At 34.2% G+C, this 26,166-nt stretch carries 22 protein-coding genes and 1 pseudogene; 20 read left to right on the top strand and 3 right to left on the bottom strand.

Going from position 1 to position 26,166, the window contains the following annotated elements:
- Positions 1 to 377 precede the first annotated feature (377 nt).
- From gltB to H600_RS0110995, 6 genes and pseudogenes are all read left to right on the top strand, one after another.
- Positions 378 to 4,892 carry a glutamate synthase large subunit gene (gene gltB / locus H600_RS0111020; RefSeq protein WP_026728839.1) on the top strand — a complete coding sequence of 1,505 codons (4,515 nt, stop codon included), beginning with the start codon at positions 378 to 380 and terminating at the stop codon, positions 4,890 to 4,892.
- Positions 4,893 to 4,985: 93 nt separating this feature from the next.
- The gene (locus H600_RS0111015; protein WP_026728838.1) at positions 4,986 to 6,440 is read left to right on the top strand and encodes a glutamate synthase subunit beta; all 1,455 of its coding nucleotides are present in this window, start codon (positions 4,986 to 4,988) and stop codon (positions 6,438 to 6,440) included.
- Positions 6,441 to 7,134: 694 nt separating this feature from the next.
- Positions 7,135 to 8,361 (top strand): annotated as a pseudogene (lysA, locus tag H600_RS0111010) (diaminopimelate decarboxylase); the annotation flags it as partial.
- 129 nt (positions 8,362 to 8,490) lie between these two features.
- Positions 8,491 to 8,958, top strand: a complete 468-nt coding sequence (locus H600_RS0111005; RefSeq protein WP_026728836.1) for a DUF6934 family protein — start codon at positions 8,491 to 8,493, stop codon at positions 8,956 to 8,958.
- On the top strand, positions 8,955 to 9,110 hold the full coding sequence (locus tag H600_RS22870) for a hypothetical protein (RefSeq protein ID WP_157509904.1): 156 nt from the start codon (positions 8,955 to 8,957) through the stop codon (positions 9,108 to 9,110). The genes H600_RS0111005 and H600_RS22870 overlap by 4 nt, the downstream gene beginning before the upstream one ends.
- 131 nt (positions 9,111 to 9,241) lie before the next feature.
- A complete protein-coding gene (locus tag H600_RS0110995; protein WP_026728835.1) occupies positions 9,242 to 10,747 on the top strand; it encodes a hypothetical protein in 1,506 nt (501 codons plus the stop codon).
- Between the two features lie 133 nt (positions 10,748 to 10,880).
- Here the strand turns inward: H600_RS0110995 and H600_RS0110990 are convergent, their stop codons facing one another.
- The gene (locus H600_RS0110990; protein ID WP_026728834.1) at positions 10,881 to 12,089 is read right to left on the bottom strand and encodes an MFS transporter; all 1,209 of its coding nucleotides are present in this window, start codon (positions 12,087 to 12,089) and stop codon (positions 10,881 to 10,883) included.
- A 100-nt stretch (positions 12,090 to 12,189) separates the two neighbouring features.
- Between H600_RS0110990 and H600_RS0110985 the strand changes: the two genes are divergently transcribed.
- The 13 genes from H600_RS0110985 (at position 12,190) to H600_RS0110920 (ending at position 20,298) form a co-directional block, all read left to right on the top strand.
- Positions 12,190 to 13,008, top strand: a complete 819-nt coding sequence (locus H600_RS0110985) for an AraC family transcriptional regulator (RefSeq protein WP_026728833.1) — start codon at positions 12,190 to 12,192, stop codon at positions 13,006 to 13,008.
- A gap of 68 nt (positions 13,009 to 13,076) precedes the next feature.
- The gene (locus tag H600_RS0110980; RefSeq protein ID WP_026728832.1) at positions 13,077 to 13,526 is read left to right on the top strand and encodes a hypothetical protein; all 450 of its coding nucleotides are present in this window, start codon (positions 13,077 to 13,079) and stop codon (positions 13,524 to 13,526) included.
- A gap of 56 nt (positions 13,527 to 13,582) precedes the next feature.
- A complete protein-coding gene (locus H600_RS0110975; RefSeq protein ID WP_026728831.1) occupies positions 13,583 to 13,948 on the top strand; it encodes a hypothetical protein in 366 nt (121 codons plus the stop codon).
- The gene (locus H600_RS0110970) at positions 13,945 to 14,328 is read left to right on the top strand and encodes a hypothetical protein (protein WP_026728830.1); all 384 of its coding nucleotides are present in this window, start codon (positions 13,945 to 13,947) and stop codon (positions 14,326 to 14,328) included. The genes H600_RS0110975 and H600_RS0110970 overlap by 4 nt, the downstream gene beginning before the upstream one ends.
- A 39-nt stretch (positions 14,329 to 14,367) precedes the next feature.
- On the top strand, positions 14,368 to 14,853 hold the full coding sequence (locus H600_RS0110965; RefSeq protein ID WP_026728829.1) for a hypothetical protein: 486 nt from the start codon (positions 14,368 to 14,370) through the stop codon (positions 14,851 to 14,853).
- Between the two features lie 43 nt (positions 14,854 to 14,896).
- Entirely contained in the window at positions 14,897 to 15,268 is a 372-nt protein-coding gene (locus H600_RS0110960; protein WP_026728828.1) for a DUF5071 domain-containing protein, read from the top strand.
- Between the two features lie 14 nt (positions 15,269 to 15,282).
- Positions 15,283 to 16,443 carry an acetyltransferase domain-containing protein gene (locus H600_RS0110955; protein WP_026728827.1) on the top strand — a complete coding sequence of 387 codons (1,161 nt, stop codon included), beginning with the start codon at positions 15,283 to 15,285 and terminating at the stop codon, positions 16,441 to 16,443.
- Between the two features lie 29 nt (positions 16,444 to 16,472).
- Entirely contained in the window at positions 16,473 to 16,940 is a 468-nt protein-coding gene (locus H600_RS0110950; protein WP_026728826.1) for a hypothetical protein, read from the top strand.
- 82 nt (positions 16,941 to 17,022) lie between these two features.
- Positions 17,023 to 17,388: a hypothetical protein gene (locus H600_RS0110945; protein WP_026728825.1), complete on the top strand. Its 366-nt coding sequence runs from the start codon at positions 17,023 to 17,025 to the stop codon at positions 17,386 to 17,388.
- 212 nt (positions 17,389 to 17,600) lie between these two features.
- On the top strand, positions 17,601 to 18,788 hold the full coding sequence (locus tag H600_RS0110940; RefSeq protein ID WP_026728824.1) for a hypothetical protein: 1,188 nt from the start codon (positions 17,601 to 17,603) through the stop codon (positions 18,786 to 18,788).
- Positions 18,789 to 18,943: 155 nt separating this feature from the next.
- Positions 18,944 to 19,270 (top strand): ArsR/SmtB family transcription factor, encoded by a 327-nt coding sequence (locus tag H600_RS0110930; RefSeq protein WP_026728823.1) that lies wholly within the window; start codon positions 18,944 to 18,946, stop codon positions 19,268 to 19,270.
- Positions 19,260 to 19,760, top strand: a complete 501-nt coding sequence (locus tag H600_RS0110925) for an SRPBCC family protein (protein ID WP_026728822.1) — start codon at positions 19,260 to 19,262, stop codon at positions 19,758 to 19,760. The genes H600_RS0110930 and H600_RS0110925 overlap by 11 nt, the downstream gene beginning before the upstream one ends.
- 34 nt (positions 19,761 to 19,794) lie before the next feature.
- The gene (locus H600_RS0110920) at positions 19,795 to 20,298 is read left to right on the top strand and encodes an SRPBCC family protein (protein ID WP_026728821.1); all 504 of its coding nucleotides are present in this window, start codon (positions 19,795 to 19,797) and stop codon (positions 20,296 to 20,298) included.
- A gap of 109 nt (positions 20,299 to 20,407) precedes the next feature.
- On the opposite strand, the gene H600_RS0110915 is transcribed toward H600_RS0110920, so the two are convergent.
- The gene (locus tag H600_RS0110915) at positions 20,408 to 21,943 is read right to left on the bottom strand and encodes a YifB family Mg chelatase-like AAA ATPase (protein WP_026728820.1); all 1,536 of its coding nucleotides are present in this window, start codon (positions 21,941 to 21,943) and stop codon (positions 20,408 to 20,410) included.
- A 78-nt stretch (positions 21,944 to 22,021) separates the two neighbouring features.
- Positions 22,022 to 22,999, bottom strand: a complete 978-nt coding sequence (locus H600_RS0110910; RefSeq protein WP_026728819.1) for a Gfo/Idh/MocA family protein — start codon at positions 22,997 to 22,999, stop codon at positions 22,022 to 22,024.
- 132 nt (positions 23,000 to 23,131) lie between these two features.
- On the opposite strand from H600_RS0110910, the gene H600_RS0110905 reads away from it, so the two are divergent.
- Complete coding sequence (locus tag H600_RS0110905) at positions 23,132 to 26,131, top strand: amidohydrolase family protein (RefSeq protein WP_026728818.1); 3,000 nt, start codon at positions 23,132 to 23,134, stop codon at positions 26,129 to 26,131.
- Positions 26,132 to 26,166: the final 35 nt, after the last annotated feature.

Here is a 26,166-nt window from a genome sequence, read left to right as displayed (position 1 = left end):
AAGTGCGACAAAAGTAGCAAAATTCAACTTAAAAGTAAAATCTTTTTCGAATTAAAAAATGACCCAATTTGTTATTAATTTGGATATTCTTTTTGAAAGCAAACTTATCGTTAACGAATTGCATCGAAAAAGTTAACACAAAATCACTATATCGTTTGAGATTTAACAAAAAACCCTATTGAATTCTAGGCCTGACGACGATTTTTCCTAATATTATTTAATTGTTATTATGATTTTATCATTTCGCAATGCTTTAAATAATATTATTATCATTTAAGAACCCTTTTTCTAATATTACGACAAAAATGAAAGCAAAAGAACAATTTCAATACATTATGTTTAATGAAATCTTTATTTTTGTAGAAAAAATATCAAGAATGAAAGTTAAAGAACAAGGGCTCTATTTGCCTGAATTTGAACACGACAATTGTGGTGCAGGATTTATTTGTAATTTGAATGGTATTAAGTCAAATGATATTATTCACAAAGCATTGGACATCTTAATAAAATTGGAACATCGTGGTGCCGTTAGTTCTGATGGAAGAACTGGAGACGGGGCTGGAATTTTGTTTGATATCCCACATGCGTTCTTTAAGAAAGTGTGTGACTTTGAAATCCCTGAAGCGCGTGAGTATGCAGTAGGAATGGTTTTTTTACCAAAAAGCAAAAACCAGGTTTCTTTTTGTATTAATGCATTTGAGGCAACTATTAAAGACCAGAACTTAAAAGTTTTAGGTTGGAGAGATGTGCCAGTTGACGTTGAAAATTTAGGTGAAATCGCCGCAGAAAAAGAACCAACAATTAAACAAGTTTTCGTTTCTAAAAACGGACAGGATTTAACTGAACAAGAATTTAATGCAAAACTTTTTGCAGCTAGAAAAATTGCTGAACATGCCGTAAGAGGATCTAAAACCTCAGAAAGCCACATGTTTTATTTTACTAGTTTATCGACAACTACTATAATATATAAAGGTCTATTGATGCCGGAAGACATCAGCCGTTATTATATAGATTTGAAAGATCCAGACTTGGTGACACGTTTAGCACTTGTACACCAGCGTTTCTCTACAAATACATTCCCATCTTGGGACTTAGCTCAACCGTTTAGATACATGTGTCACAATGGTGAGATCAATACACTTCGTGGAAACGTAAGCCGTATGCGTGCTCGTGAAGAGCTTATGCAAAGCGCTGTTTTTGGCGATGATATCAAAAAATTATTCCCAATTATCTTAGAAGGAAAATCAGACTCTGCTTCTATGGATATGGTAATTGAGCTTTTATTAATGACTGGACGTTCTCTTCCAGAGGCAATGATGATGGTAGTTCCTGAAGCTTGGGAAAAACACCAAACTATGTCTGCAGAAAAAAGAGCTTTCTACGAGTTCAACGCTTGTATTATGGAGCCTTGGGATGGTCCTGCTTCTATTCCGTTTACAGATGGTAATGTTATTGGTGCATTATTAGACAGAAACGGATTGCGTCCTTCTCGCTATACTTTAACGCATAGTGGTTTCGTAATTATGTCATCTGAAATTGGTGTATTAGACATCGATCCAGAAGATGTAATTCAGCACGGTCGTTTAGAGCCAGGAAAAATGTTCTTGGTTGATATGAACGAAGGCCGTATCATCGAAGACGAGGAAGTTAAGAAAGCGATAGTTACAAAACGTCCATACAAAGAATGGGTTGATGCTAACTTATTGCCTTTGGCTAAAATACCTTATACTAATAATCCAACTCCTGTTGAAAAATTAGATTTCTTAACAAGACAACGTTTGTTTGGTTATACAATTGAAGATTTAAAAACGATCATCAACCCAATGGGTAGCGACGGAGCTGAGGCAATTAGTTCTATGGGTAACGATACGCCTTTGGCAGTTCTTTCAGATCAGCCTCAGTTGTTGTACAATTACTTCAAACAATTATTTGCTCAGGTTACAAACCCGCCGTTGGATGGTATTCGTGAAGAAATTATTACTGATATCAGTTTAGCGATTGGTGGAGATTTCAATATTTTCGAAATCGAATCTAAACAATGTAAAAAATTAAAAATCCAAAATCCTGTTATTTCTAACGAGGATTTGGATAAAATCAGAAATATCGATCACGCAGATTTCAAATCGGCTACTATTTCTACTTTATACAAAATAGAAAAAGGAGTTAACGGTTTAGAGCGTGCGCTTGAAAAATGTGTTCAGGCCACTTTTAAAGCGGTTGAAGAAGGATGCAACATCATTATCTTATCTGATAGAGGTGTAAGCGAAGAATTAGCTCCAATTCCAATGTTATTGGCTTGTTCTTACATTCACCACTCTTTGAACATTCTACAGGTTCGTTCTAAATTCGGAATCATCATCGAATCTGCTGAACCGAGAGAACCTCATCATTTTGCTTTATTGTTCGGATATGGTGCAAGTGCAATCAATCCTTACATGGTAAACGAAATCATTCACGATCAAGTTGAAAAAGGTTTCATTACAAAAGTAAAAGCTGATTATGCTGTTGTAAACTACAACAAAGCGATTGCAAAAGGAATCGTGAAAATCATGAACAAAATTGGTATCTCTACTTTACATTCTTATAGAGCTGCTCAAATTTTCGAGATTTTAGGTTTAAACAAAACATTTACATCTAAATACTTCCCTTACACTCCGTCAAGAATTGAAGGAATTGGTTTAATGGAAGTAGAAAAAGAGGTTAAGAAACGTTTCCAAAAAGCTTTCCCAAATTCAAAAATCGCAAACTTGCTTTCTCTTGAAATTGGAGGTATTTACAGATGGAGACGTGGTGGAGAAAAACACATGTTTAACCCAACCACTATTTCTAAATTACAACAAGCAGTTCGTTTAAACAGCCCAGAAAGCTATAAAGAATACGCAAATGCTGTAAACGAGCAAAGCTCAAACTTAATGACGATTAGAGGTTTATTTGAATTCAACAATTTAGATCCAATTTCTATTGACGAAGTAGAACCTTGGACAGAAATTGTGAAGAAATTCAAAACCGGAGCGATGTCTTATGGTTCTATCAGCCAGGAAGCGCATGAGAACTTAGCGATTGCAATGAACAGAATTGGAGGAAAAAGTAACTCTGGAGAAGGTGGAGAAGATCCAAAACGTTTCCAGAAAGAAATTAACGGAGATTCTAGAAACTCCGCAATCAAACAAGTTGCTTCTGGACGTTTTGGAGTTTCGATCAACTATTTGACAAACGCCAGAGAAATCCAAATCAAAATGGCTCAGGGAGCAAAACCTGGTGAAGGTGGACAGTTGCCTGGAGAAAAAGTTGTGCCTTGGATTGCTGAAACTAGAAACTCTACACCTTATGTAGGTTTGATTTCGCCTCCTCCTCACCACGATATTTACTCAATTGAGGATTTATCTCAGTTGATTTACGATTTGAAAAACGCAAACCGTGAAGCTCGAATCAACGTAAAATTAGTTTCTGAAGTTGGAGTTGGAACCATCGCAGCCGGTGTTGCCAAAGCAAAAGCTGACGTTATCTTAATTTCTGGTTATGACGGAGGAACTGGAGCAGCTCCATTAACATCTTTACAGCACACAGGTATTCCATGGGAACTTGGTTTAGCTGAAGCACAACAAACTTTGATTCTAAACGACTTAAGAAGCCGTGTAGTTTTAGAATGTGACGGGCAGTTAAAAACAGGTCGTGACGTTGCTATCGCCGCTTTATTAGGCGCTGAAGAATTCGGTTTCGCAACGGCTCCGCTTGTAGCTTCTGGATGTATCATGATGAGAGCTTGTCACTTAAATACTTGCCCGGTTGGTATTGCCACTCAGGATCCAGAATTGAGAAAAAATTTCAAAGGAACTCCAGAGCACGTAATCAACTTCATGTATTTCATTGCTGAAGAGTTAAGAGAGATCATGGCACAGTTAGGTTTCAGAACTTTAAAAGAAATGGTAGGTCAGTCTCAAAAATTAAACGTGGACAAAGCGATCAAGCATTATAAAGCTAATGGTTTAGATTTATCGACTATTTTATACAAACCGGAAAAAGCGAAAACAGTTCCAAATCACAACACAACAACTCAAGATCACGCTCTTGAAAATGTATTGGATTTCGACATCATCAAAGAAGCTATTCCATCTATTTATAGAAAAGAGAAAACGAGAGTTACTTTCAAAATCAAAAATACAGACCGTTCTGTAGGTGCGATTTTGAGTAACGAAATCTCAAAAATTTATGGCGCACAAGGATTACCAGCTGACACTATTTTAGTTGATTTTGAAGGTTCTGCCGGACAAAGTTTTGGTGCTTTTGCCACAAACGGATTGTCATTTAAAATTCACGGAAACTGTAATGATTACTTAGGAAAAGGTCTTTCTGGAGGAAAACTAATTGTAAAAGTACCTCCTACTGCGACTTTCAAACCTGAAGACAACATCATTATCGGAAACGTTGCCCTTTACGGAGCTATTACCGGAGAGGCTTATATTAATGGTATCGCAGGAGAGCGTTTCTGTGTGAGAAACTCCGGAGCAACAGCAGTTGTTGAAGGAATTGGAGATCACGGATGCGAGTACATGACTGGTGGTACAGTAGTAGTTTTAGGAAAAACAGGAAGAAACTTCGCAGCTGGTATGAGCGGTGGTGTTGCTTATGTTTACGATCCAAACAAGAAATTCGATTCTACAGTTTGCAACATGGAAATGGTTGCATTCGATCCTATGGAAGAAGAAGATCTTACGAAACTAAGAAAACTGATCAAAAATCACTCGTTGTACACCAGCAGTCCATTAGCAAAAAGAATTTTAGCAGACTGGGAAAACCAACAACAGCACTTCGTAAAAGTAATGCCAACTGATTACAAAAAAGCATTGAAACGAATTGCAGAAGAAAAACAAATAGAAGAATTAATAGCTTAATTAAAAGGTTTTGAGATACAAAAGTGCAGAGGTGCTAAGTTTTTAACTCACCTCTCGCATTTTACAACTCACAACTAAATTTATTTAAATGTCATGGGTAAAATAGGCGGATTTAAAGAATATAACAGAGCCGATGAAAGTAATTTAGCAGTAGCAGAACGTGTTTCGAACTACAACGAATTTACTATTCCGGTACCAAAAGATAAATTAAAAGAACAAGGATCAAGATGTATGGACTGTGGAATTCCTTTTTGCCACAGTGGTTGTCCGTTAGGGAATTTAATTCCTGACTTCAACGACATGGTGCATCAGGAAGAATGGCAAAGCGCGTTAGAGATTTTACAATCTACTAATAACTTCCCAGAATTTACAGGACGTCTATGCCCTGCTCCATGTGAGAAATCATGTGTATTAGGAATCATCAAAGATCCAGTTTCTATTGAAAACATCGAGAAAAGCATTGTCGAAAGAGGTTTTGCTGAAGGATGGATCAAACCACAAGCGCCAAAAACTAGAACTGGTAAAACAGTTGCTGTTATTGGTTCAGGACCTGCAGGTCTTGCGGCGGCTCAACAATTAAACAGAGCTGGTCATACTGTAACTGTTTTTGAAAGAGACAACGCAATTGGAGGTTTATTACGTTACGGAATTCCAAATTTCAAATTAGAAAAAGGAATTATTGACCGTCGTGTAGTGGTTCTAGAAGCAGAAGGAATCACTTTCAAAACGAATGTAAATGTTGGTGTAAACTTCAGCGTTGAAGAATTAAACGCATTCGATTCTATCGTTTTATGCGGAGGAGCAACTGAAAGAAGAAGCTTGCCAACTAAAGGAATCGAAAGCAAAGGCGTTGTTCAGGCAATGGATTTCTTAACACAACAAACTAAAGTTTTATACGGGGAATCAATTCCAGATCAGGTTAAAGCAACTGGTAAAGATGTAATCGTTATTGGTGGTGGAGATACTGGTTCTGACTGTATCGGAACTTCAAACAGACACGGAGCAAAATCAGTAACAAACTTTGAGATTTTACCAAAACCTCCAGTTGGAAGAAGCGAGTCAACTCCTTGGCCTTTCTGGCCGTTGCAGTTGAAAACATCGTCTTCTCACGAAGAAGGTTGCGACAGAAACTGGCTAATCAACACAAAAGAATTCATTTCTAACGATAAAGGCGAATTAACTGGATTAAAAACGGTGGAAGTTCAATGGAAAATGACTCCAGGTCAGCGTCCTGAATTAATCGAAAAAGAAGGTTCTGAGAAAATCTGGCCTTGCGATTTAGCTTTATTGGCTCTTGGATTTACAGGTCCGGAGAAAACGTTAAGCGAGCAATTAGGAATCGAAACTGATTTTAGAAGCAACTACAAAGCGCATAACTATCAGACAAACGTACCTCACATTTTCACTGCTGGTGATATGAGAAGAGGACAATCATTAATCGTGTGGGCTATTTCAGAAGGTCGTGAAGCAGCAAGAGAAGTAGATTTGTTCCTTATGGGATCTACAAACTTGCCTACTAAAGGAAAAGGAGATTTACCGAGCTTATAATTTTTTAAGACTCTAAGTCGCTAAGGTTCTAAGATGCTGAGTTTTTTTCTCAGCCCTAAACCTTAATTTCTATACAACATAACTACTAACAAACCCTTGAATTTATATTCAGGGGTTTTGTTTTTTTTAGCCACGAATTACACAAATTTCCGCAAATTTTTATTCTTTGATCGATTTCTATTTCAAATATAGCCCGTGGTTTCAACCACGGGAACGCATTACGTTCAATCCGTAACGTTTCCCGTGGTTGAAACCACGGGCTATGTTTTGAGCATTTTGCGAAAAATTTTAATTTGTGAAAATTTGTGCAATTTGTGGTTAATTTTTTTTGATTTTAAAGCATCACAAAAGGCATTTTAATAAACATCATTCCCGCTTTCGGCTATATCTCTCCACTCCGTTACGAGGATATCGCCTCAAACGAAGTTCATTGAACACCAATTAAAATATATTATAGTGAAGTAATCGGGGCTAAATCCAAACATTAGGCTTCCTTTTAAAAATTGATAAAATCCTTTAAATCTGTACAATCTGTGGCAAAAAAACTTAGTATCTTAGCATCTCAAAAAAGGTTATAAAAATCCAAAACAAGCAACTTTTTGTTTAAAAACAAACAATTTGTTACAATTTGTTATTTTTCTGCAATTAATTTGCAGTTACTCAAAAGTGTAATAACTTTGCCCAAAATAATTTAAAAATGCAAGCAAAAGATTTACTGCAGTTAGCAGACCAATTTGGAAGTCCATTGTATGTTTACGATGCTGAAAAAATCCAATCACAGTACAACAGATTAACTAAAGCTTTCTCTAAGGTTGAGAACTTAAGAGTTAATTATGCCATGAAGGCATTGTCTAACATTGCGATTCTACAGTTATTAAAGAACATGGGGTCTGGCTTAGACACTGTATCAATTCAGGAAGTTCAGTTAGGGCTTCATGCTGGCTATGATCCTGAGAAAATTTTCTTTACACCAAACGGCGTTTCTCTAGAAGAAATAGAAGAAGTTGCCGCAATGGGTGTACAAATCAATATCGACAATTTATCTATTTTAGAGCAATTCGGAACAAAACATCCTCATATTCCGGTATGTATTCGTATCAATCCACACGTAATGGCGGGTGGAAATGCTAATATTTCTGTTGGACATATCGATAGTAAATTCGGAATCTCTGTTCACCAAATTCCGCATATCTTGCGAATTGTCGAAAATACAAAAATGAGTATTGTAGGTATTCACATGCACACAGGATCTGATATTTTAGATATCGAAGTATTCTTGTATGCTGCTGAAATCTTATTTGACACAGCTAAACATTTCAAAGATTTACAATTCTTAGATTTCGGAAGTGGCTTCAAAGTGCCTTACAAAAAAGACGATATCGAAACAGACATCGAAGAATTAGGTAAAAAATTATCTAAAAGATTCAACGCTTTCTGTGCTGAATATGGCAGAGATTTGACTCTTATTTTCGAACCAGGAAAATTCTTGGTGAGCGAAGCAGGTCATTTCTTAGTAAAAGTAAACGTAGTAAAACAAACAACCTCAACAGTTTTCGCTGGAGTTGACAGTGGTTTCAACCACTTAATTCGTCCAATGTTATACGGATCTTCACACCATATTGAAAACATCTCAAACCCAAAAGGAAAAGAGCGTTTTTACTCTGTTGTGGGATACATTTGCGAGACTGATACTTTTGCAAACAACCGTAGAATTCAAGAAATTACCGAAGGTGACATTTTATCTTTCAGAAACGCTGGCGCATACTGTTTCTCAATGTCTTCGAACTACAATTCAAGATACAAACCAGCCGAAGTTTTATGGATGAACGGTCAAGGAATCTTGATTCGCCAAGCTGAAACATTTGAAGATTTACTTAAAAATCAAATTCCGTTGCCACAAGAAATTGCTGCAACAGTTTAAAAATAAAAAAAAGAGAATATCACCGAAGTCCCGTTTCTTAATTGAGGCGGGATTTTTTATCCATTTTTTTCTCAAAAAATATTAGATCAGATTATAAAAGCTTTAATTTTGTAAGAAATTTATGCGTTAATGAATTACAGAAAATATGCTCTTATCAAAAATGAATTATCTACAGTATTTCATTTTATAAGTATTGGTCATAAAGGAAATTTCAGAAAAGTAGTTGTTTACTCTCCTACTACAAATCCAAATGTCTATAATCTTGGTTTTGGAGATTTAAAATATGATTCTTTAAAAAAGAAATACATTATAGACGATCAAATCATAAATGATAATGGAGATATAAGAATGATTTTAGCAACTGTAGTAAAAACTGCCTATGAATTTACAAGTATTAATCCCCATGTAACCATCTTTTTCAGAGGGAGTGATATTAGAAGAACAAATACTTACAAAAGAGCTATAATGTTAAATCAAGAGGAATTATCAGAAACTTTTGATATATTTGGTGCAAGAATGATTGATAATAATAAAATCATAGATGAGCCATTTGATTATAAGAAAGACTATGATGGTTTTTTAATTAAAAGAAAATGAAAAATATAAAAAAAATAATCAAGACAAAAAGATCAACAACTAAGGACTCAAAAATTATTGTTGATTCATCTCTCGATAATCTTAAAAATATCGAATTTAAGTCTGGAAAACAAGATGAAATAAATAAAATTGAGTTTAAACTTAGTTTTTAATCTTAAATTAAAATATCACCGAAGTCCCGTTTCTTAATTGAGGCGGGATTTTTTTATTGTATACGATTGAAAATAGATAACATTGGAATTGTTTGTATATTTAATGAATTTCAAAACTTAAAATCTCAAATATGATAAAAATATATGTTGATTGGAATATAATGTCAGGAATGAAAAATGATCAATTTTCAGATTTGTTATCAATTCTTTCTGATAAGAAAAAATTTTTATGTTTATATTCAACATCACACATTAGTGATATTTTTAGAAGTTATTCGGATGATGAAAAACAAAAACTACAAATTCAAAATGATTTAGAATTCATCACACAATTGACTAATGATTTTTGCCTTTTTAATGATGGTAAAAATATAAATCTACAACAATATGATCCACAAGAATTGCTTAATAGTAGAATTGAAGAATCAGATATTTTCTCAGATTTATCTATAGATAATTTGTTAAAAAGCGATTCAGATGACCCTACTCTAAATACATTATTAGAATCTTTAAAAACAATGCTAAAATCTTTAGAACTAGACTCTGCTTTTAAAGAAGCATTCGAAAATCCAGAATCAGCAAAAATCCTAAATGATATATTTCCTGGGTTAAAAGACGATCTAACTATGAATGGCTTTTTTAATAGTTTTAGTAAAATGAACTATAATTTAAATGAGACAGAGAGTTATAAAGATCTTAGGCAAGTAGTTCAAAAAATAGGCATCAATAGTGGGCATTTTAACGAAAATAAAGATCCATTTGAGCTTATTGACAATTCATATAAAAAGAAAGGGTTTGAAAGCTTTAAATCTAATGAATATTTGCCAAAAGGAAAGAACGCGCCAGAATGGTTTGATGAAATTACGAATGAATATCTTTACCTTGATATGCATGGATATAAAGCTGACAAGGTTAAAGTATCTGAAAAAGAGAAAAATACATTTTCGAATACTACAGATGATGCATCTCATACAGCTTTTGCATCAATTTGCAGTTTTTATTTAACTAACGATGACAAGAATTATCAAAAAACAAAAGCTGTATATAAAAAACTTTCTATAGAAACAAAAGTTTTAAAACCAGCAGAATTTATCGAATACTATAATAAATATCTAAATCATCATTCAATCTCTGATCATTTCAAATCACTATTCGAAATTTTCACGAAACCAATTTTTTATGATACAGATAATGATGAAGGGCAATATTTTGGAAAAGTTGCTTATCCAAATGAATATTTCTTCAACTTTTTTAATAAAATTTGGGTACCAATTAATAAGGAAGAGAGTTATTTTTATTTTACATTAAGTATACTTCCTCCCAATACAAGTAAAACATATACTGCATTTCAAGAAATTGAATTACTAATTAAAATGTTTTTTGAGGCTTTAGGTCCTGATAAAAATGGAATGGAACTTTTTGATATCTCGGAATTAGAAAATGAAATTTGGATAGGTAGGCATTGGAATTCAGATGTTGGGGAGATAAAACTAGTTCGAATGAATGGATGGTTTCAATTGTATTATAATAATGAAGAAATTAAAAAGAGGATTGCAAATGAAAAATTAGCTAACAGCGATTCTTTATTAAAAAGATTTTTAAAAACATCTCTGAAATTCTTTAAATCTAAAATTTAGTTCTCACAAGTTGCTTCCAGTTTTAACTGGAGGAATATGTCAAGTTTAAAAAAGGCTTTAGCCAAATTATTACAATTTGGCTAAAGCCTTAAACTCCTTTATCATTTTCTCATCCAGCTAAAGCTGGACGCAATTAAATCTTCTTCCTCCCCTCAATATTCGGCAAGAAACCAGTAATTACCCCAATCAAAGGCAGAAACGCACAAATTTTAAAAACATATTCTATACTTGTTGCATCGGCGATTTTTCCTAGAACTGCTGAACCCAAACCTCCCATTCCGAAAGCGAAACCGAAGAAAAGACCGGCAACTAAACCAACTTTCCCAGGCATTAATTCGGTTGCATAAACCAGAATTGCAGAGAAAGCAGAAGAAAGAATCAATCCGATAATTACAGATAAAGTTCCGACCCAAAATAAATCTACATACGGCAACATCAACGTAAATGGCGCAACTCCAAGAATTGAAACCCAGATTACATATTTTCTTCCGAAACGGTCGCCAATTGGACCACCAATCAAAGTTCCCGCTGCAACAGCACCTGAAAACAAGAATAAATAAACTTGTGATTGCTGAATCGAAATATGGAATTTATCAATTAAAAAGAATGTATAATAACTCGTAATACTGCTCATGTAAAAGTATTTAGAGAAAATCAAAACCAACAAAATAATCAACGAACCAATCACTCTGTTTTTTGACAAATGATGCGTTTCGATTTTAAGCGCGGCTTTGTTGGCATTTCTTTCAGACAAATGTTCCGTGTACCAAATCGCAATTTTATACAAAGCAAAAATTCCGATTAAAGCGATAATACAAAACCACGCCACATAACTTTGTCCGTGTGGAATGATAATAAAAGCTGCCAACAAAGGCCCGATGGCGCTTCCTGCATTTCCTCCCAATTGAAAAATAGATTGTGCCAATCCTCGTTTTCCACCTGAAGCCAAATGCGCCACTCTTGAAGATTCCGGGTGAAAAATCGAAGATCCAATTCCGATTAAACTTACTGATAACAATAGAAAAGTGAAATTTGTAGCGATCGAAACCAGAAATAATCCGGTCATGGTGAAACACATTCCAACAATAAGTGAATACGGTTTCGAATTTTTATCGGTATACATTCCGACGAACGGTTGTAAAATAGATGCCACGATTTGATACGTAAAAGTGATAATTCCGATTTGAGTAAAACTCAGACCGAAATTTTCTTTAATAAGCGGATAAATAGACGGAACTACAGCTTGTAAAAGATCATTGATTAAATGCGAAAAACTGATTATAAAAAGTATTGAATACGTTGTTTTTTTAATTACTTCTGGTTGTACTTTAACGGTTTCCATGAGTTGTTTTTAGGTTAATCTTCATTTTAAAAATAACAGCTGTATTATTTTTTTACAAAATTGAAATAAATTACAATGTCAAAATTGCTATATTTGGACAATGAATAATCAGATTCGGACATATCGAATGGCGCAGGATTATGGATATCAAATTGATCCATTAATTCCTGTTATTGGTTATACCGAAACGGTAAACAATGAAATGTGCATTTCGCATTCGCATCCTCGCGGGCAATTGATTTATGCTACTCGCGGCGTAATGAACGTTGTTGTTGGAAATCATATTTGGGTTGTGAATCCGTTGCAGGGATTGTGGCTTCCGAGCGGTGTCGAACATCAGGTTACTTTTCAGAAAGACGTTAATTACTATAGTGTTTTTATAGATCCATCTGCGACTAAAGGATTGCCAACAAACAGTTTTTCTTTTGATATTCCAATGTTCTTGAAACAACTGGTTTTTAAAATTATTTCTTTTGGAACAAACGGAAATTTAACCGATTCTCAACTCAGAATCATTGCAGTTTTTCTAGACGAAATGGCGATGATTACTCCAAGTGCTACTTTTTTACCGACAACAAACAATGAAAGACTTCAAAAAGTCGTTGAACTATTAATGAACGACGTCGCAAGCAAACATACGATTGATCATTATGCTGAACTTTCGTTTATGAGCAGTCGAACTTTATCTCGTTTATTCATTAAAGAATTGGGAATGAATTTCAGTGATTGGCGTACGCGTTTAAAATTGCTTGAAGCGATTAAACGTTTGGGCGAAAAACAATCCATCAAAGAAATCGCTCTAGATTTAGGTTATGAAACCGCCAGCGCTTTTATTTTTATGTTCAAAAAACATTTAGGAAAAACGCCTTCTAATTATATTTTAGAAGATGAAAATGATTCAGATAAAATCTCAGCTTAAAGTTTTTTGACTGTTTTAAACTCAAATAAAAAAACTATTTTAGCGTACCAAATCAAACCCAAAAACCCATGAAAATTACGATTCCACTGTCGGTATTATTCCTGTTCCTCACTACTAACCTATTCAGTCAAACTCTAGCTGATTTAAAATTAAAGCCAAAAGAAATTCCGAAAGCTTACACTTTCAACGACGGCAATATTTGTATTACGCCACAAGCCTGTACTTTTTACAATGATATTGAAACCTACAGCAATATTGTTGGAACTGTAAAAAGCAAAGCGATTCAGAATTTTAGAAGCAAAGGCGATCGCGGTTCGATTATGTATTTTGAATTTGAGCACGTTTTCAAAGGCGACAGATTTCTGCAAGGATTGCTTTGGGGAAAAGCAGGCGAGCCAACTGATGAACATCCAGAAGAATATCTTGCAAAAGGAAAATTTCTAATCATTTGGAGTTTTCGTCCTGATAGCGCTTTAAAGGAAAAATCAGAAGCTAAAGTGGAAGCTATTTTGGAATAAATTCCTAATCGAAGCTTCATTTTAAATGAGTAATTTTGTTTGATAAAAAATAAAAAATGAAACCACAAATTAGAATTCTATCCTATTCAATACTTTTCTTCTTATATTTAATTTCAACACCAATTATTTTAAAAATCGGTGAAAAATTAAAAACCGATCCTTTTACCACTTTAGGTTTTGGTTATGCGATTTTCAATATTATTTATGCTTTTATAGCTTTAAAATGGAGACCAATGCTAAATATACTCTATGCAATCGCAATTGCAACATTGGCGTTATTTCTAGCTTTAAAGTTTACCAATTTGCATTTGTTTTTTGAGTATGATCCGTACCAGGTTAAAACGGCTATTCTTGCTAATGCTGTTTTTGCTATTATCTTTTGGGAAATTGCTTATCAGCTGAAAAAGAAATTGACAAAATGAGCGTTAAAAAAATTGGTCGCAGATTTTTTTATCTTCATACCACAGGGCATGATACTCTTAAAGTTACCGCTGGACTGACTTCGATACTGGCATTCGTATCATTGGCAATTCTTTCCATTATAAAAAAATCGCTATTCCCTAAATTGCAAGTTTCATTGCTTGTGGTATTTTCTTCGTTTATGATCCTTTCATTTGTAATAAATCATTTCAATTATAAATTTTATAAAAAACATATTGTTGATTTTACTGCAGAATGGAATAATGAAACAAGAAAAAACAAAAATATTTACCGAATTTGTAATGTCGCCTTTACGGCTTCTGTTTTCTTAATTCTCATTTTCATTCTGAAATACTTAGACAATAAAAATGGATTTTTATAATTTAGAAGCAACTGCAAACAAAATACCAGCTAAATCGAAATGAATAGAATAGAATCCCCGATGACAAATCTTGAAATCGAAATTATAAAAACCAAGGTTTTCAAAATGAAAGTTTTTATTTTAGTTTTTCTCGCATTCTTAATATTTTGGGCTTGGGGTTTGAGCGATAATGACGAAATATTCACATTCCTTAACGGTATCATTTTATGTGTTTTAATTCTATTTTCAATATTTGTTGTACTCGCATTAAAAAAGCTATGGCTTACAAAAAATGACATTAAATCAAAAATCAAGATTTTGGATGAATTGCTTGTAATTGAAAAACATACCACAGGAACAGACAACAAAAGATATACACTTCAACTGGATTCAGATGACATCCACCGCTATATTATTACGAAAAAAGCATATGATGAAATCAGTATTGGAGACACCATTAAGATTGAATATTCAAAATGCGCTTTTTGGATTCTTAAAATTGAACATAATGGTGTAAGTATTGAAAACAAGAATATGATTGCATAGTGTATTCGCTTTCTTTTTAAGTACTTCTAAAAACCAAAACAGTGTGAACATTAAAACTTTAATTCCTCAACATAAATCTGATTTTGAAACAGTTGAAAAACTGAAAAAATATTCTTTTGAAGAAATAGAGCCAATAATTCCCGAATTACTTGAATGGCTACAAGATGGAAACTGGCCCATAAGCAAAGAGATTGCTGGTTTTCTAATTCAATTTAGCGAACAAATTTCAAATGAGTTGGTTAAAATACTGAAAGGTGATGATGAAATTTGGAAATATTGGATTCTGTTTACTTTTAGAAAAAGCATAAAAAATCAACTTTATCTCAATGAAATTGAACGAATTATACAAAATCCCACTCAAAGTGAAATAGAAAATGATATTTTTGAAATGGTTAAGAAAATAAGTACTAACTAAATTTTCAGATAATTATGAAACGACAACTCTCAATAGACATCACTCGTGGCATTGTAATGATTATTATGGCGCTCGATCATGTTCGAGATTTGATGCATGTCGATTCGATTACACAAAGTCCAACTGACTTGGCAACTACTTCGCCAATATTATTTTTCACACGTTGGATTACCCATTTATGTGCGCCAATTTTTGTTTTTCTGGCAGGTACTTCGGTTTATCTTTCGCTTCAGAACAATACCAATTTTATCGAAAAAAAGCACCATTTAATCAAAAGAGGATTTTGGTTATTATTGTTAGAATTTACCCTTGTCAATTTCGGATTATTCTTTGATATTGGTTTTCATACGATTCTATTTGAAGTTATTGCTGCAATTGGTTTTGGATTTATTATTTTAGGATTACTATTGAAAATTCCTTCTAAAATATTAGGGTTTATTGGATTGCTTATTCTGTCTTTGCAAAATCTTTTACCACTCATTCCATTTGCAGAAAACGCTCTTTTAAAAGTAATTTTAACGCCATTTTTTAGTCCCACTGTAATTCCGTTTGCCGAGAAAGCTTTTGTAATGGCATATCCGCCAATTCCTTGGTTGGGTATTATGCTTGTTGGTTTCTCAACGGGAAAATTCTTTGAATTGGAAAGCGAACAAAGAAAAAAACTATTTCTCAAAATCGGTTTTAGCGCTTTAGCACTATTTACTGTTATTCGTCTTCTCAATATTTACGGTGATCCGGCGCTATGGGCCACACAGAAGAATTCGGTTTTTACCTTTTTGTCTTTTATGAATGTGACCAAATATCCGCCTTCCCTATTGTTTTGTCTGGTAACTTTGGGTATATTATTTTTACTGCTCGCTTTCGCAGAACAGTTTCATAACACAATTAAAAAAGTGACTTTAGTTTACGGAAAAGTGCCTTTGTTTTATTTCATTGTTCATTTTTATGTCATTCATACTCTAACTTTAATTATGCTTTTGATGCAAGGTTTTGATTGGTCACAATTCGAATTTGCATCAGGAACTTTTGGAAGACCAAAAAATGCTGAAAGCGGTTTGCCTCTTTGGGGAATTTATTCCATCTGGATTTTTGTTGTGGCAATACTTTATAAACCTTCAAAATGGTTTGGAAAATATAAAGCAGAAAATAAATATTGGTGGCTGAAATACAGCTAAAATTGTAACTATTCTGAAATTATTTGAATATGAAAAGTACAACTGAAATTGCAAATCGCTTTAGAGAAATTATTTTAAACGGAACTTGGGTTGCCAATACCAACTACAAAGACCAGCTTGAAAATCTGGATTGGAAAATTGCGGTTACTCCTATTCAGAATTTAAATACGATAGCCGTTTTAGCACAGCATATTCATTATTACATCAACGGAATTAATCAGGTTTTTAAAGGCGGAACTTTGGATATAAAAGACAAATTCAGTTTTGACTTTCCTCCTATTCAATCTCAAGAAGAATGGGAAACTTTTCTAAATAAATTTTGGAAAGCATCTGAAGAATTTGCTTATTTAGTAGAACAAATGCCCGATGAAAAATTAGACGAAGGTTTTGTTGATATTAAATATGGTTCTTACAGACGAAATATCGACTGCATGATCGAGCACAGCTATTATCATTTAGGGCAAATTGTGTTGATTAAGAAATTATTATCAAACTAAAAAACTACAGACTTAACGTTTAATATTTTTTCAAAACAAACAAAAATCATTAAATTTAGAATTCAACTTTAAAACTTTCGTAATGAGAAAATTATTTTTAGCATTTGTGTTTTTAATGGGATTATCTGCCACAGCTCAAACATCTAAAGAACTTATTGGGAAATGGCAATTGGTAAAATGGACCAAAAACGGTAAAGAAAAAGATATCAAGAAACGCTTTAAAACAGACCAGGTTTTTCAAGTTTTTAAAGAAAATGGGGATTTCGAAAGCGTAATTGGCGAGGAATCACACAAAGCAAAATGGAAATTATCTAGCGACAATTCGCAGTTGACAATTATTTCTGTTATACTGCCGGTTGTATTCAAAATCAATTCTTTTGACAGCGAAAAACGCAGTATCTCAAATCCTGAAGTGGGCACTTTTGAGTATAAAAAAGTAAGCGAGTAAATTAACATCGGTTTCCTGTTCCTTGAAAAAACCAAAACTTGTATTCTAGCCCCGATAGAGCCGATATCCTCGCAGTGGAACGGAGAGATAAAGGCGAAAGCGGGACTGGTCTTTCTTAATGAAAACTGCTCTTTTTGCTCCTTAAATAAATTAGAAAAAGGCATAGTTGTTGAAAGTTTAAAAAGATATATTTACACCTTCAAAAACATACTATGCAAAAAATTACTTTTCTATTTTCTATATTATTTTTAGCTCTTTCTTCTTGTGGCGTAAAAACAACACAATCAATGCTTAGCGACGGAAATTATGACGGAGCAATAGATCGCGCCGTTGAAGCCCTTCGCACAAAAAAAGATTCAAAAGGCAAGCAAGATTACGTTTATTTACTGGAAGAGGCTTTTGCAAAAGCGAAAGATCGAGATCATCGTGATTTGGAATTACTCAACAAAGAGAACAATCCGGCAAATGCAGAACGTATTTATACTATTTATGTACAGCTAAATAATCGCCAGGAAAAAATCAGGCCAATTTTGCCATTGCCTTTATTGAAGCAAGGAAAAAATGCTTATTTCCCTTTTGATAATTATTCTGATGAGCTCGTAAATAGCAAAAATGCGCTTTCTAAATATTTATATGAAAATGCTTCTGCCCTTTTGAAATCGAGTAACAAATTGGATTTCAGAAAAGCATATGATGATTTTGCTTATTTGGAAAGTATAAATCCTAATTACAAAAACACCAAAAAATTAATGGAGGATGCTCTTTTTAAAGGAACTGACTTTGTGGATGTTTCTGCTAAAAATGAAACCAATATGGTGATTCCGAAAATGCTTCAAGACGATTTATTGGATTTTAAAACCTACGGTTTGAATGATAAATGGACGGTTTATCATAGTGCCAAACAAAAAAATGTAAAGTACGATTATAGCCTGATTCTGAGTTTTAAACAAATTGCTATTTCACCTGAGCAAATTAAGGAGAAAGAATTTATAAAAGAAAAACAAGTTAAAGACGGCGTAAAAACACTTTTGGACAGTCGCGGAAAACCTGTAAAAGATAGTCTAGGCAAAGAAATTAAAGTAGATAATTACAAGACGCTTCGTGCGACAGTTTATGAATTCAGGCAATTTAAATCTTGTTTGGTGACGGCAAAAGTGGATTATGTTGAACTGAAAAGCAACCAGCTGGTGCAGACATTTCCAGTTAGCAGTGAATTTGTTTTTGAGAATGTTTATTCTACTTACAAAGGAAATAGAAATGCTTGTGATGATAATTATTTAGGATATTTTGACAAACGCGCTGTCGCATTTCCAAATAATGAACAAATGGTCTACGATACTGGTGAAGACCTAAAAGCTAAATTAAAAGACATCATTGTAAAGAATAAATTTCGAAAGTAATTATATAACACGATTATAAAGAAAAAGGCGCATTTTTGATGCGTCTTTTTTTGTTTAGGTATTTTTCTTCAAAAAAAAAATATGCTTTTTTGAATTGCGCAACCAAAAAGTTGCATATATTTGCAACTGATTAGTTGCGTAATTCTATTTTTAAAATGAAACGAGATATTTTTCAGGCAATCGCCGATCCGACACGAAGAGCGATTTTAGTTTTGGTTTCGACAACGGCATTAACACCAAATGCAATTGCAGAACAATTTCAAACTACTAGACAAGCAGTTTCTAAACACATTAAAGTTTTAAACGAATGTGATTTATTGGAAGAAAAAAAATTGGGCAGAGAAATTTATTATCAGCTCAAAATTGACAAAATGAAAGAAGTAGATCAATGGATGGAACAGTTCAAGAAAATCTGGGAAAGCCGTTTCAGCCAATTGGATCAAGTATTATTAAACTTAAAATCTAAAGAAAATGAAATCTGATCTTGAAATGCAATTTTCTATTGATAAAGAAAATATTGCTGTAAATGTAAAGCGTGAATTCAATGCGTCATTGTCAAACGTTTGGTCGGCTTGGACAGAGGCCGATATTTTGGACCAATGGTGGGCTCCCGCTCCTTTCAAATCCAAAACAAAAAGTATGGAATTTAAAGAAGGCGGACGCAGATTGTATGCGATGGTTGGTCCTGACGGCAGTGAACGTTGGAGCTTTTTTGACTATTCTTCCATTTCTCCAAAAACAAATTTTAAACATTCTTCTACTTTTTGCGATGCCGATGCGAATCCCGTTGCTAATATGGGAAGTTCGTATTGGGATGTTTCCTTTTCTGAAAATGGCGATTTGACTGTTGTTGATATTGTAATAAAACGTGATAGTCTGGCCGAATTAGAAAAAGTGGTAGAAATGGGGTTCAAAGAAGGCTTTACAAGCACGCTGAAAAGTTTGGACAAACTTCTTGAATCGAGAAAATAAATTTTTAAGTACTAACACACTAAATTAAAATATCATGAAATCAAATCTTTTAATGAATTTTACTGTAGACAAAGAATCGAGTACGGTAAATGTAAAACGAGAATTCAATGCGCCATTGTCTGATGTTTGGTCGGCATGGACGGAAGCTGAAATTTTGGATCAATGGTGGGCGCCAGCGCCTTGGAAAGCCAGAACAAAAAGTATGGAATTTAATGAAGGCGGACGCCGATTGTATGCAATGGTTGGTCCTGAAGGCGAAGAACATTGGGCAATTGCCGATTTTACTTCCATAACGCCAAAAACGAATTTTAAATATTTAGATGCTTTCTGCGACAGCGAAGGAAATTTAAATACCGAATTTCCGAGGTCTAATTGGAATGTGAACTTTTCTGAACAAGGCGATTCGACTTTTGTTGACATTGCTATTAAACACAAAAATTTAGAAGATCTTGAACAAATTATTGCAATGGGCTTCAAAGAAGGTTTCACAATTGCAATGGAAGGATTGGATAAAATTTTTGAAGAAAGAACCAAATAATTCTTTTTTATTATATGTTGAAAATCCTGCTTTTAAAAAGCAGGATTTTTTGTTTAAGCAATCCTATTTCACTGATTGAATTAACTTTGCTGTTAAAAATCTAAAATTATTACCCTAACCAACCCTCACGATCCAAACTCCTATATTGAATAGCTTCGGCGATATGTTGTGAAATTATTGACGGAGCATTATCTAAATCAGCAATAGTTCTGGCTACTTTCAGAATCCTGTCATAGGCTCGCACCGAAAGATTCAGTCGTTCCATAGCGGTTTTCAACAATTCTTTTGATTGATCATCTAAAGCACAAAATTCACGAATCAATTTACTGCTCATTTGAGCATTGTAATGTATGTTTTCTATTTCCTGAAAACGCTTGGTTTGAATTTCGCGAGCGACGGTTACACGTTTGCGAATTTCTACACTGCTTTCGGCTTTGCGGTCGTCTGCCAGTTTTTCAAAAGGAACGGGAGTAACTTCAATATGAATATCAATTCGGTCTAAAAGCGGACCCGAGATTTTGCTCATATAACGTTGCATTTCATGTGGCGAAGAAGTATTTGGCATACTTGGATCATTAAAAAACCCACTCGGACTCGGATTCATGCTCGCCACCAACATAAACGACGATGGATACGTAACTGTAAATTTTGCTCTCGAAATCGTCACTTCACGATCTTCGAGCGGTTGACGCATTACTTCTAAAACATCACGCTTAAATTCTGGCAATTCATCCAAAAATAAAACGCCATTATGCGCCATCGAAATTTCGCCTGGTTGCGGATAACTTCCGCCTCCGACTAAAGCAACGTTCGAAATGGTATGGTGCGGGCTTCGAAACGGTCGCTGATTCATCAAACCAACTTCTTTCAGTTTTCCGGCAACGCTATGAATTTTAGTGGTTTCGAGTGCTTCGCGCAAAGTCATTGGAGGCAAAATACTAGGGACTCGTTTTGCTAGCATTGTTTTTCCGGCTCCCGGTGGTCCAATCAAAATGATATTATGCCCTCCAGCGGCTGCAATTTCCATACAACGTTTGATACTTTCTTGCCCACGAACATCTGAAAAATCGAATTCGGGAAAATCAAGGCTTTTGTAAAATTCTGCGCGAGTATCGATTACTGTCGGTTCAAGCGTACCTTTTCCTTTAAAAAAATCTATTATTTCCTGTAAATTCGAAACACCATAAACATCAAGTCCGGTAACAATTGCGGCTTCTTTTACATTTTGAATGGGAAGAAAAAATCCTTTATAACCTTCTTCTTTTGCTTTAATTGCAATTGGCAAAGCACCGCGAATGGGCTGTAAACTTCCATCTAATGAAAGTTCGCCCATTATGATATATTGTTCGATTTCAGGAGCTTTTATTTGGTCGGAACCTACCAAAATTCCCATTGCGAGCGGTAAATCGTATGCCGAACCTTCTTTTCTCAAGTCGGCGGGCGCCATATTGATGGTTATTTTTTTTCCGGGAAAACTTAATCCGTTGTTTTTTAAAGCTGCCGCAATTCTAAAACTGCTTTCTTTTATGGCATTATCTGGAAGTCCAACTAAATGATAACCAATCCCTTTATCCATATGAACCTCAATCGTAATTGTGGTTGCCTCTACTCCAAAAACGGCGCTTCCGTAAACTTTTACTAACATAATTATTCTTTCATTTAATGATTTTTAAATCTAATGAAAAAATACTTATTGTAAATATTTTATTACAAAATAATTATACTAAAAAGACAATTTAATTTGATTTTTAATCTCCTCCACAATCCCACTCAAATCCAAGCTATTCTGATGCGACCAATACTTGCTTTCAATCTGATTATTTCGAATACAATTATGACATTCGATAATTTCATGCGAATATCCTTTTCCTAAAACTGGCAAACTGATAACAGCTTCTTTTTCTTCATTAATAAATAAAGAATATCCATCGGCAACAAACCAAGGGGAATTGAGTTCGATTCTTCCTTTGCTTCCGGCAATTACTGCTTTCATATCTGAATTGGAAACAATGGAAGCGTGCAAAATCGATTGTGCCGATTCGTATTGCAAAATCATCGAAGTCTGCAAATCAATATCGTTTTTATGCATTATAGCTTTTGCAACAATCTCATTTGGTTTTCCTAATAGTATATAGGACAGAAATAATGGATAAACGCCAATATCGAACAACGCACCTCCGCCAAGATTCTTATCAAAAAGCCTTTGATTTTCTGTTTCGCTTCCGCGGAAAGCAAAATCGGCATTGATGTATTTTATATCGCCTATTACTCCATTTCTAACTTGTTGTAAAACTTCTTTTACTGACGGATTAAATCGCGTCCAAAATGCTTCCATAAAAAATCTATTATTCTTTTTTGAAGCTTCAATCATTTGAATTGCATCTGAATACGAAAGCGCCATCGGTTTTTCGCATAAAGCATGTTTTCCGTTTTCTAATGCTTTAATTGATAATGTCGTGTGCGAATTGTGCGGTGTAGCTATATAAATAATTTCGACTTCTTCATCTGCAAAAAGTGCTTCATAAGAATCATATGCTTTAGTGCAATTGAATTTTTGGGCAAAATCATTGGCTTTGGCCAAATCTCTAGAGGCAACTGCTGTCAATTCAGCATCTTCTAACAGCATTAAATCATTCGCAAATTGATTTGCAATATTTCCCAAACCAATAATTCCCCACTTTATTTTATTTATTTTCTTCATAAACGTGCTTTATACACTATTCATCAGTGTTTTAGTCAAATCATCATCTAAAATAGTGAAAAAACATTTTAAAAAAATAATAGCCGCATAACATATATTTCATATTTTTAGCAACAAATTAGCAAATACCATATGAAAAAAGCCCTACTACTACTCTTTTTGAGCGTTTTTTTAACAAAAATGTATGCTCAAGACTATTTCCCTGTTAATGAAAGTGTGCACAACAAAAGTAAAAATTACACTGTTTTTACGAACGCCACTATTTATGTTACACCAACTCAAAAAATTGAAAAAGGAACATTGCTGATCCAAGACGGAAAAGTAGTTTCTGTTGGAACTTCGATTTCAATTCCTAAAAACAGCATCACTATTGATCTGGCTGGAAAAACAATTTATCCATCATTTATTGATGTATATACTAATTTTGGAATCGAAAAACCAAAATCTAATTTACCTCCAGGACGCAACCGCAACCAGATTTATGATACAAAAAGAACGGGCTATTATTGGAACGAAAGCGTTAGACCTGAAGTAAACGGTTACGAAACTTTCAAATATGACCAACCAAAAGCGGAAGAATTTTTGAAAGCTGGTTTTGGAGTTGTCGGAACTCACACAATTGACGGAATCGCTCAAGGAACTGGAGCTCTAGTTGCTCTTAATAATGAAGACAACAGCAAACAAATCATTTCAAACAAACTAACAAATCACTTTGCTTTTACAAAAAGTGCTTTGACAAATCAGGCATATCCAAGCTCTTTGATGGGTATGATGGCTTTATTGCGTCAAATGTATCTGGATTTAGATTGGTACAAAAAAGGAAATTCTGAAACTAAAGATTTATCATTAGAAGCTTTGGCTAGCAATGAAAAATTGGTTCAGATTTTTGCGACAGAAGACAAATTAAACAGCTTAAGAGCTTCGAAAATTGCAAAGGAATTTGGCTTAAACTACATCTTAAAAGGAAGCGGAAACGAATTTGAAAGAATTGAAGAAATCAAAGCTACGAATGCAAAATTCATTATTCCGATAAGCTTCCCAGACGCTTATGATGTTTCGAACCCATATTTATCGAACCAAATTGAATTGGCTGATATGCGTTTCTGGAATCAGGCGCCAACAAACTTAAAAGTGCTTTCAGAAAACGGAGTTGTTTTTGCTTTGACAACAGACAAATTAAAAAAGATTGAAGATTTTAAACCTAATTTATTGAAAGCAATAAAATATGGTTTTGACAAAACAAAAGCTTTAGAAGCATTAACTACAATTCCGGCTGCGATTTTAGGAAAAAGTGACGAAGTTGGAAGCCTGAAAGCTGGAAGTTTTGCGAATTTCATTATTACTTCTGGAGAAGTTTTTGACGAAAAAACAGTTTTATATGAAAACTGGGTTCAAGGAAGCAAATATATCGTGAATGATATCAATGCAAAAGATATTCGTGGAAACTACGACTTGATAGTTGGAAAAGACACTTATAAATGGAAAATCGACGGAACAGCTGATGCGCAAAAATCTGAAATTACAACCGTTGATGCTAAAAAAGTAAAAAGCACTTTTGCTATTGCTAAAAACTGGGTTTCTCTTGTAATTAAACCAGCAGACACCATCAAATCAAGTTTTACACGTTTAACTGGTTTTGTTGAAAAAGCAGATGCTTTATCGGGAAAAGCAGTTTTATCAAATGGAGATGAATTGGTTTGGAATGCCGTTAAAACGAGCCCGTTTGTGATGGTTAAAGATACTGTTAAGCCAGAAAAACCAAACAGAGTTATACCTGTAACGTATCCAAACGTTGCTTTTGGAGATACTAAAAAACAAACGGCTCAAACTTTATTGTTCAAAAATGCTACAGTTTGGACAAATGAAAAAGAAGGGATTCTGACTGAAACTGACGTTTTGATCAAAAACGGAAAAATCGCTGCTGTCGGCAAAAATCTTTCTGACGCATCTGCAACTGTAATTGATGCAAAAGGAAAACACATTACAAGCGGTATTATTGATGAACACTCACACATCGCGATTTCTAAAGGTGTAAACGAAAGCGGGCACAACTCAACTGCAGAAGTTACCATTCAGGATGTTGTGAACTCTGAAGACATTAATATTTACAGAGATTTGGCTGGTGGTGTAACGATTTCACAATTATTGCACGGATCTGCAAACCCAATTGGCGGTCGTTCTGCAATCGTAAAATGGAAATGGGGTTCTGCCGCAGATGATATGTTGTACAAAAACCAACCGAAGTTTATCAAATTTGCTTTGGGTGAAAACGTAAAACAAGCTAACTGGGGAATTGACAATCCAACGCGTTTTCCTCAAACCAGAATGGGAGTTGAGCAAGTTTTTACAGATTATTTCCAATTAGCTAAAGAATACGACGAAAACTGGAAAAAATTCAACGCTGGAAATAAAAAAGGAAAAGCACCAAGAGTTGATTTAGAATTACAGACTCTTGCTGAAATTTTAAACAAAGAGCGTTTCATTACTTGTCACTCTTATGTAGAATCAGAAATTTTAAATTTGATGAATGTTGCTGAAAAATTCAATTTCAGAGTAAATACTTTCACTCATATTTTAGAAGGTTACAAAGTTGCCGATAAGATGAAAGAACATGGTGTTGGAGCTTCCACATTCTCTGACTGGTGGGCTTATAAATTTGAGGTAAACGATGCAATTCCATACAACGGACCAATTATGCACAACGAAGGTGTAGTAGTTGCTTACAACTCTGATGATGCTGAAATGTCGAGAAGATTAAACCAAGAAGCGGCAAAAGCGGTAAAATACGGAAATGTATCTGAAGAAGATGCTTGGAAATTTGTGACTTTAAACCCTGCAAAATTATTACACATTGATGATAAAGTAGGAAGCTTGAAAGTGGGCAAAGATGCTGATGTTGTTTTATGGAGCGAAAATCCATTGTCTATTTATGCTAAAGCTGAAAAAACAATTATTGAAGGTGTAGTTTATTTTGATATCGAAAAAGATGCTCAAAAACAATTGGCCATCACTAAAGAAAGAAACGAATTGATTGGACAAATGCTGCAAGAAAAAAACAAAGGAAACAGCACGCAGACGCCAACAAGAAAAGAAAAAAGAGAATATCACTGTGATACTTTAGAACAGTTATAATAGCTTTAGAAAATTCATAATGATAAAAAGAGACA

The sequence above is a fragment of the Flavobacterium denitrificans DSM 15936 genome (genome assembly GCF_000425445.1).
Lineage (GTDB): Bacteria > Bacteroidota > Bacteroidia > Flavobacteriales > Flavobacteriaceae > Flavobacterium > Flavobacterium denitrificans.
This window is presented reverse-complemented; position numbering and strand designations above follow the sequence as displayed.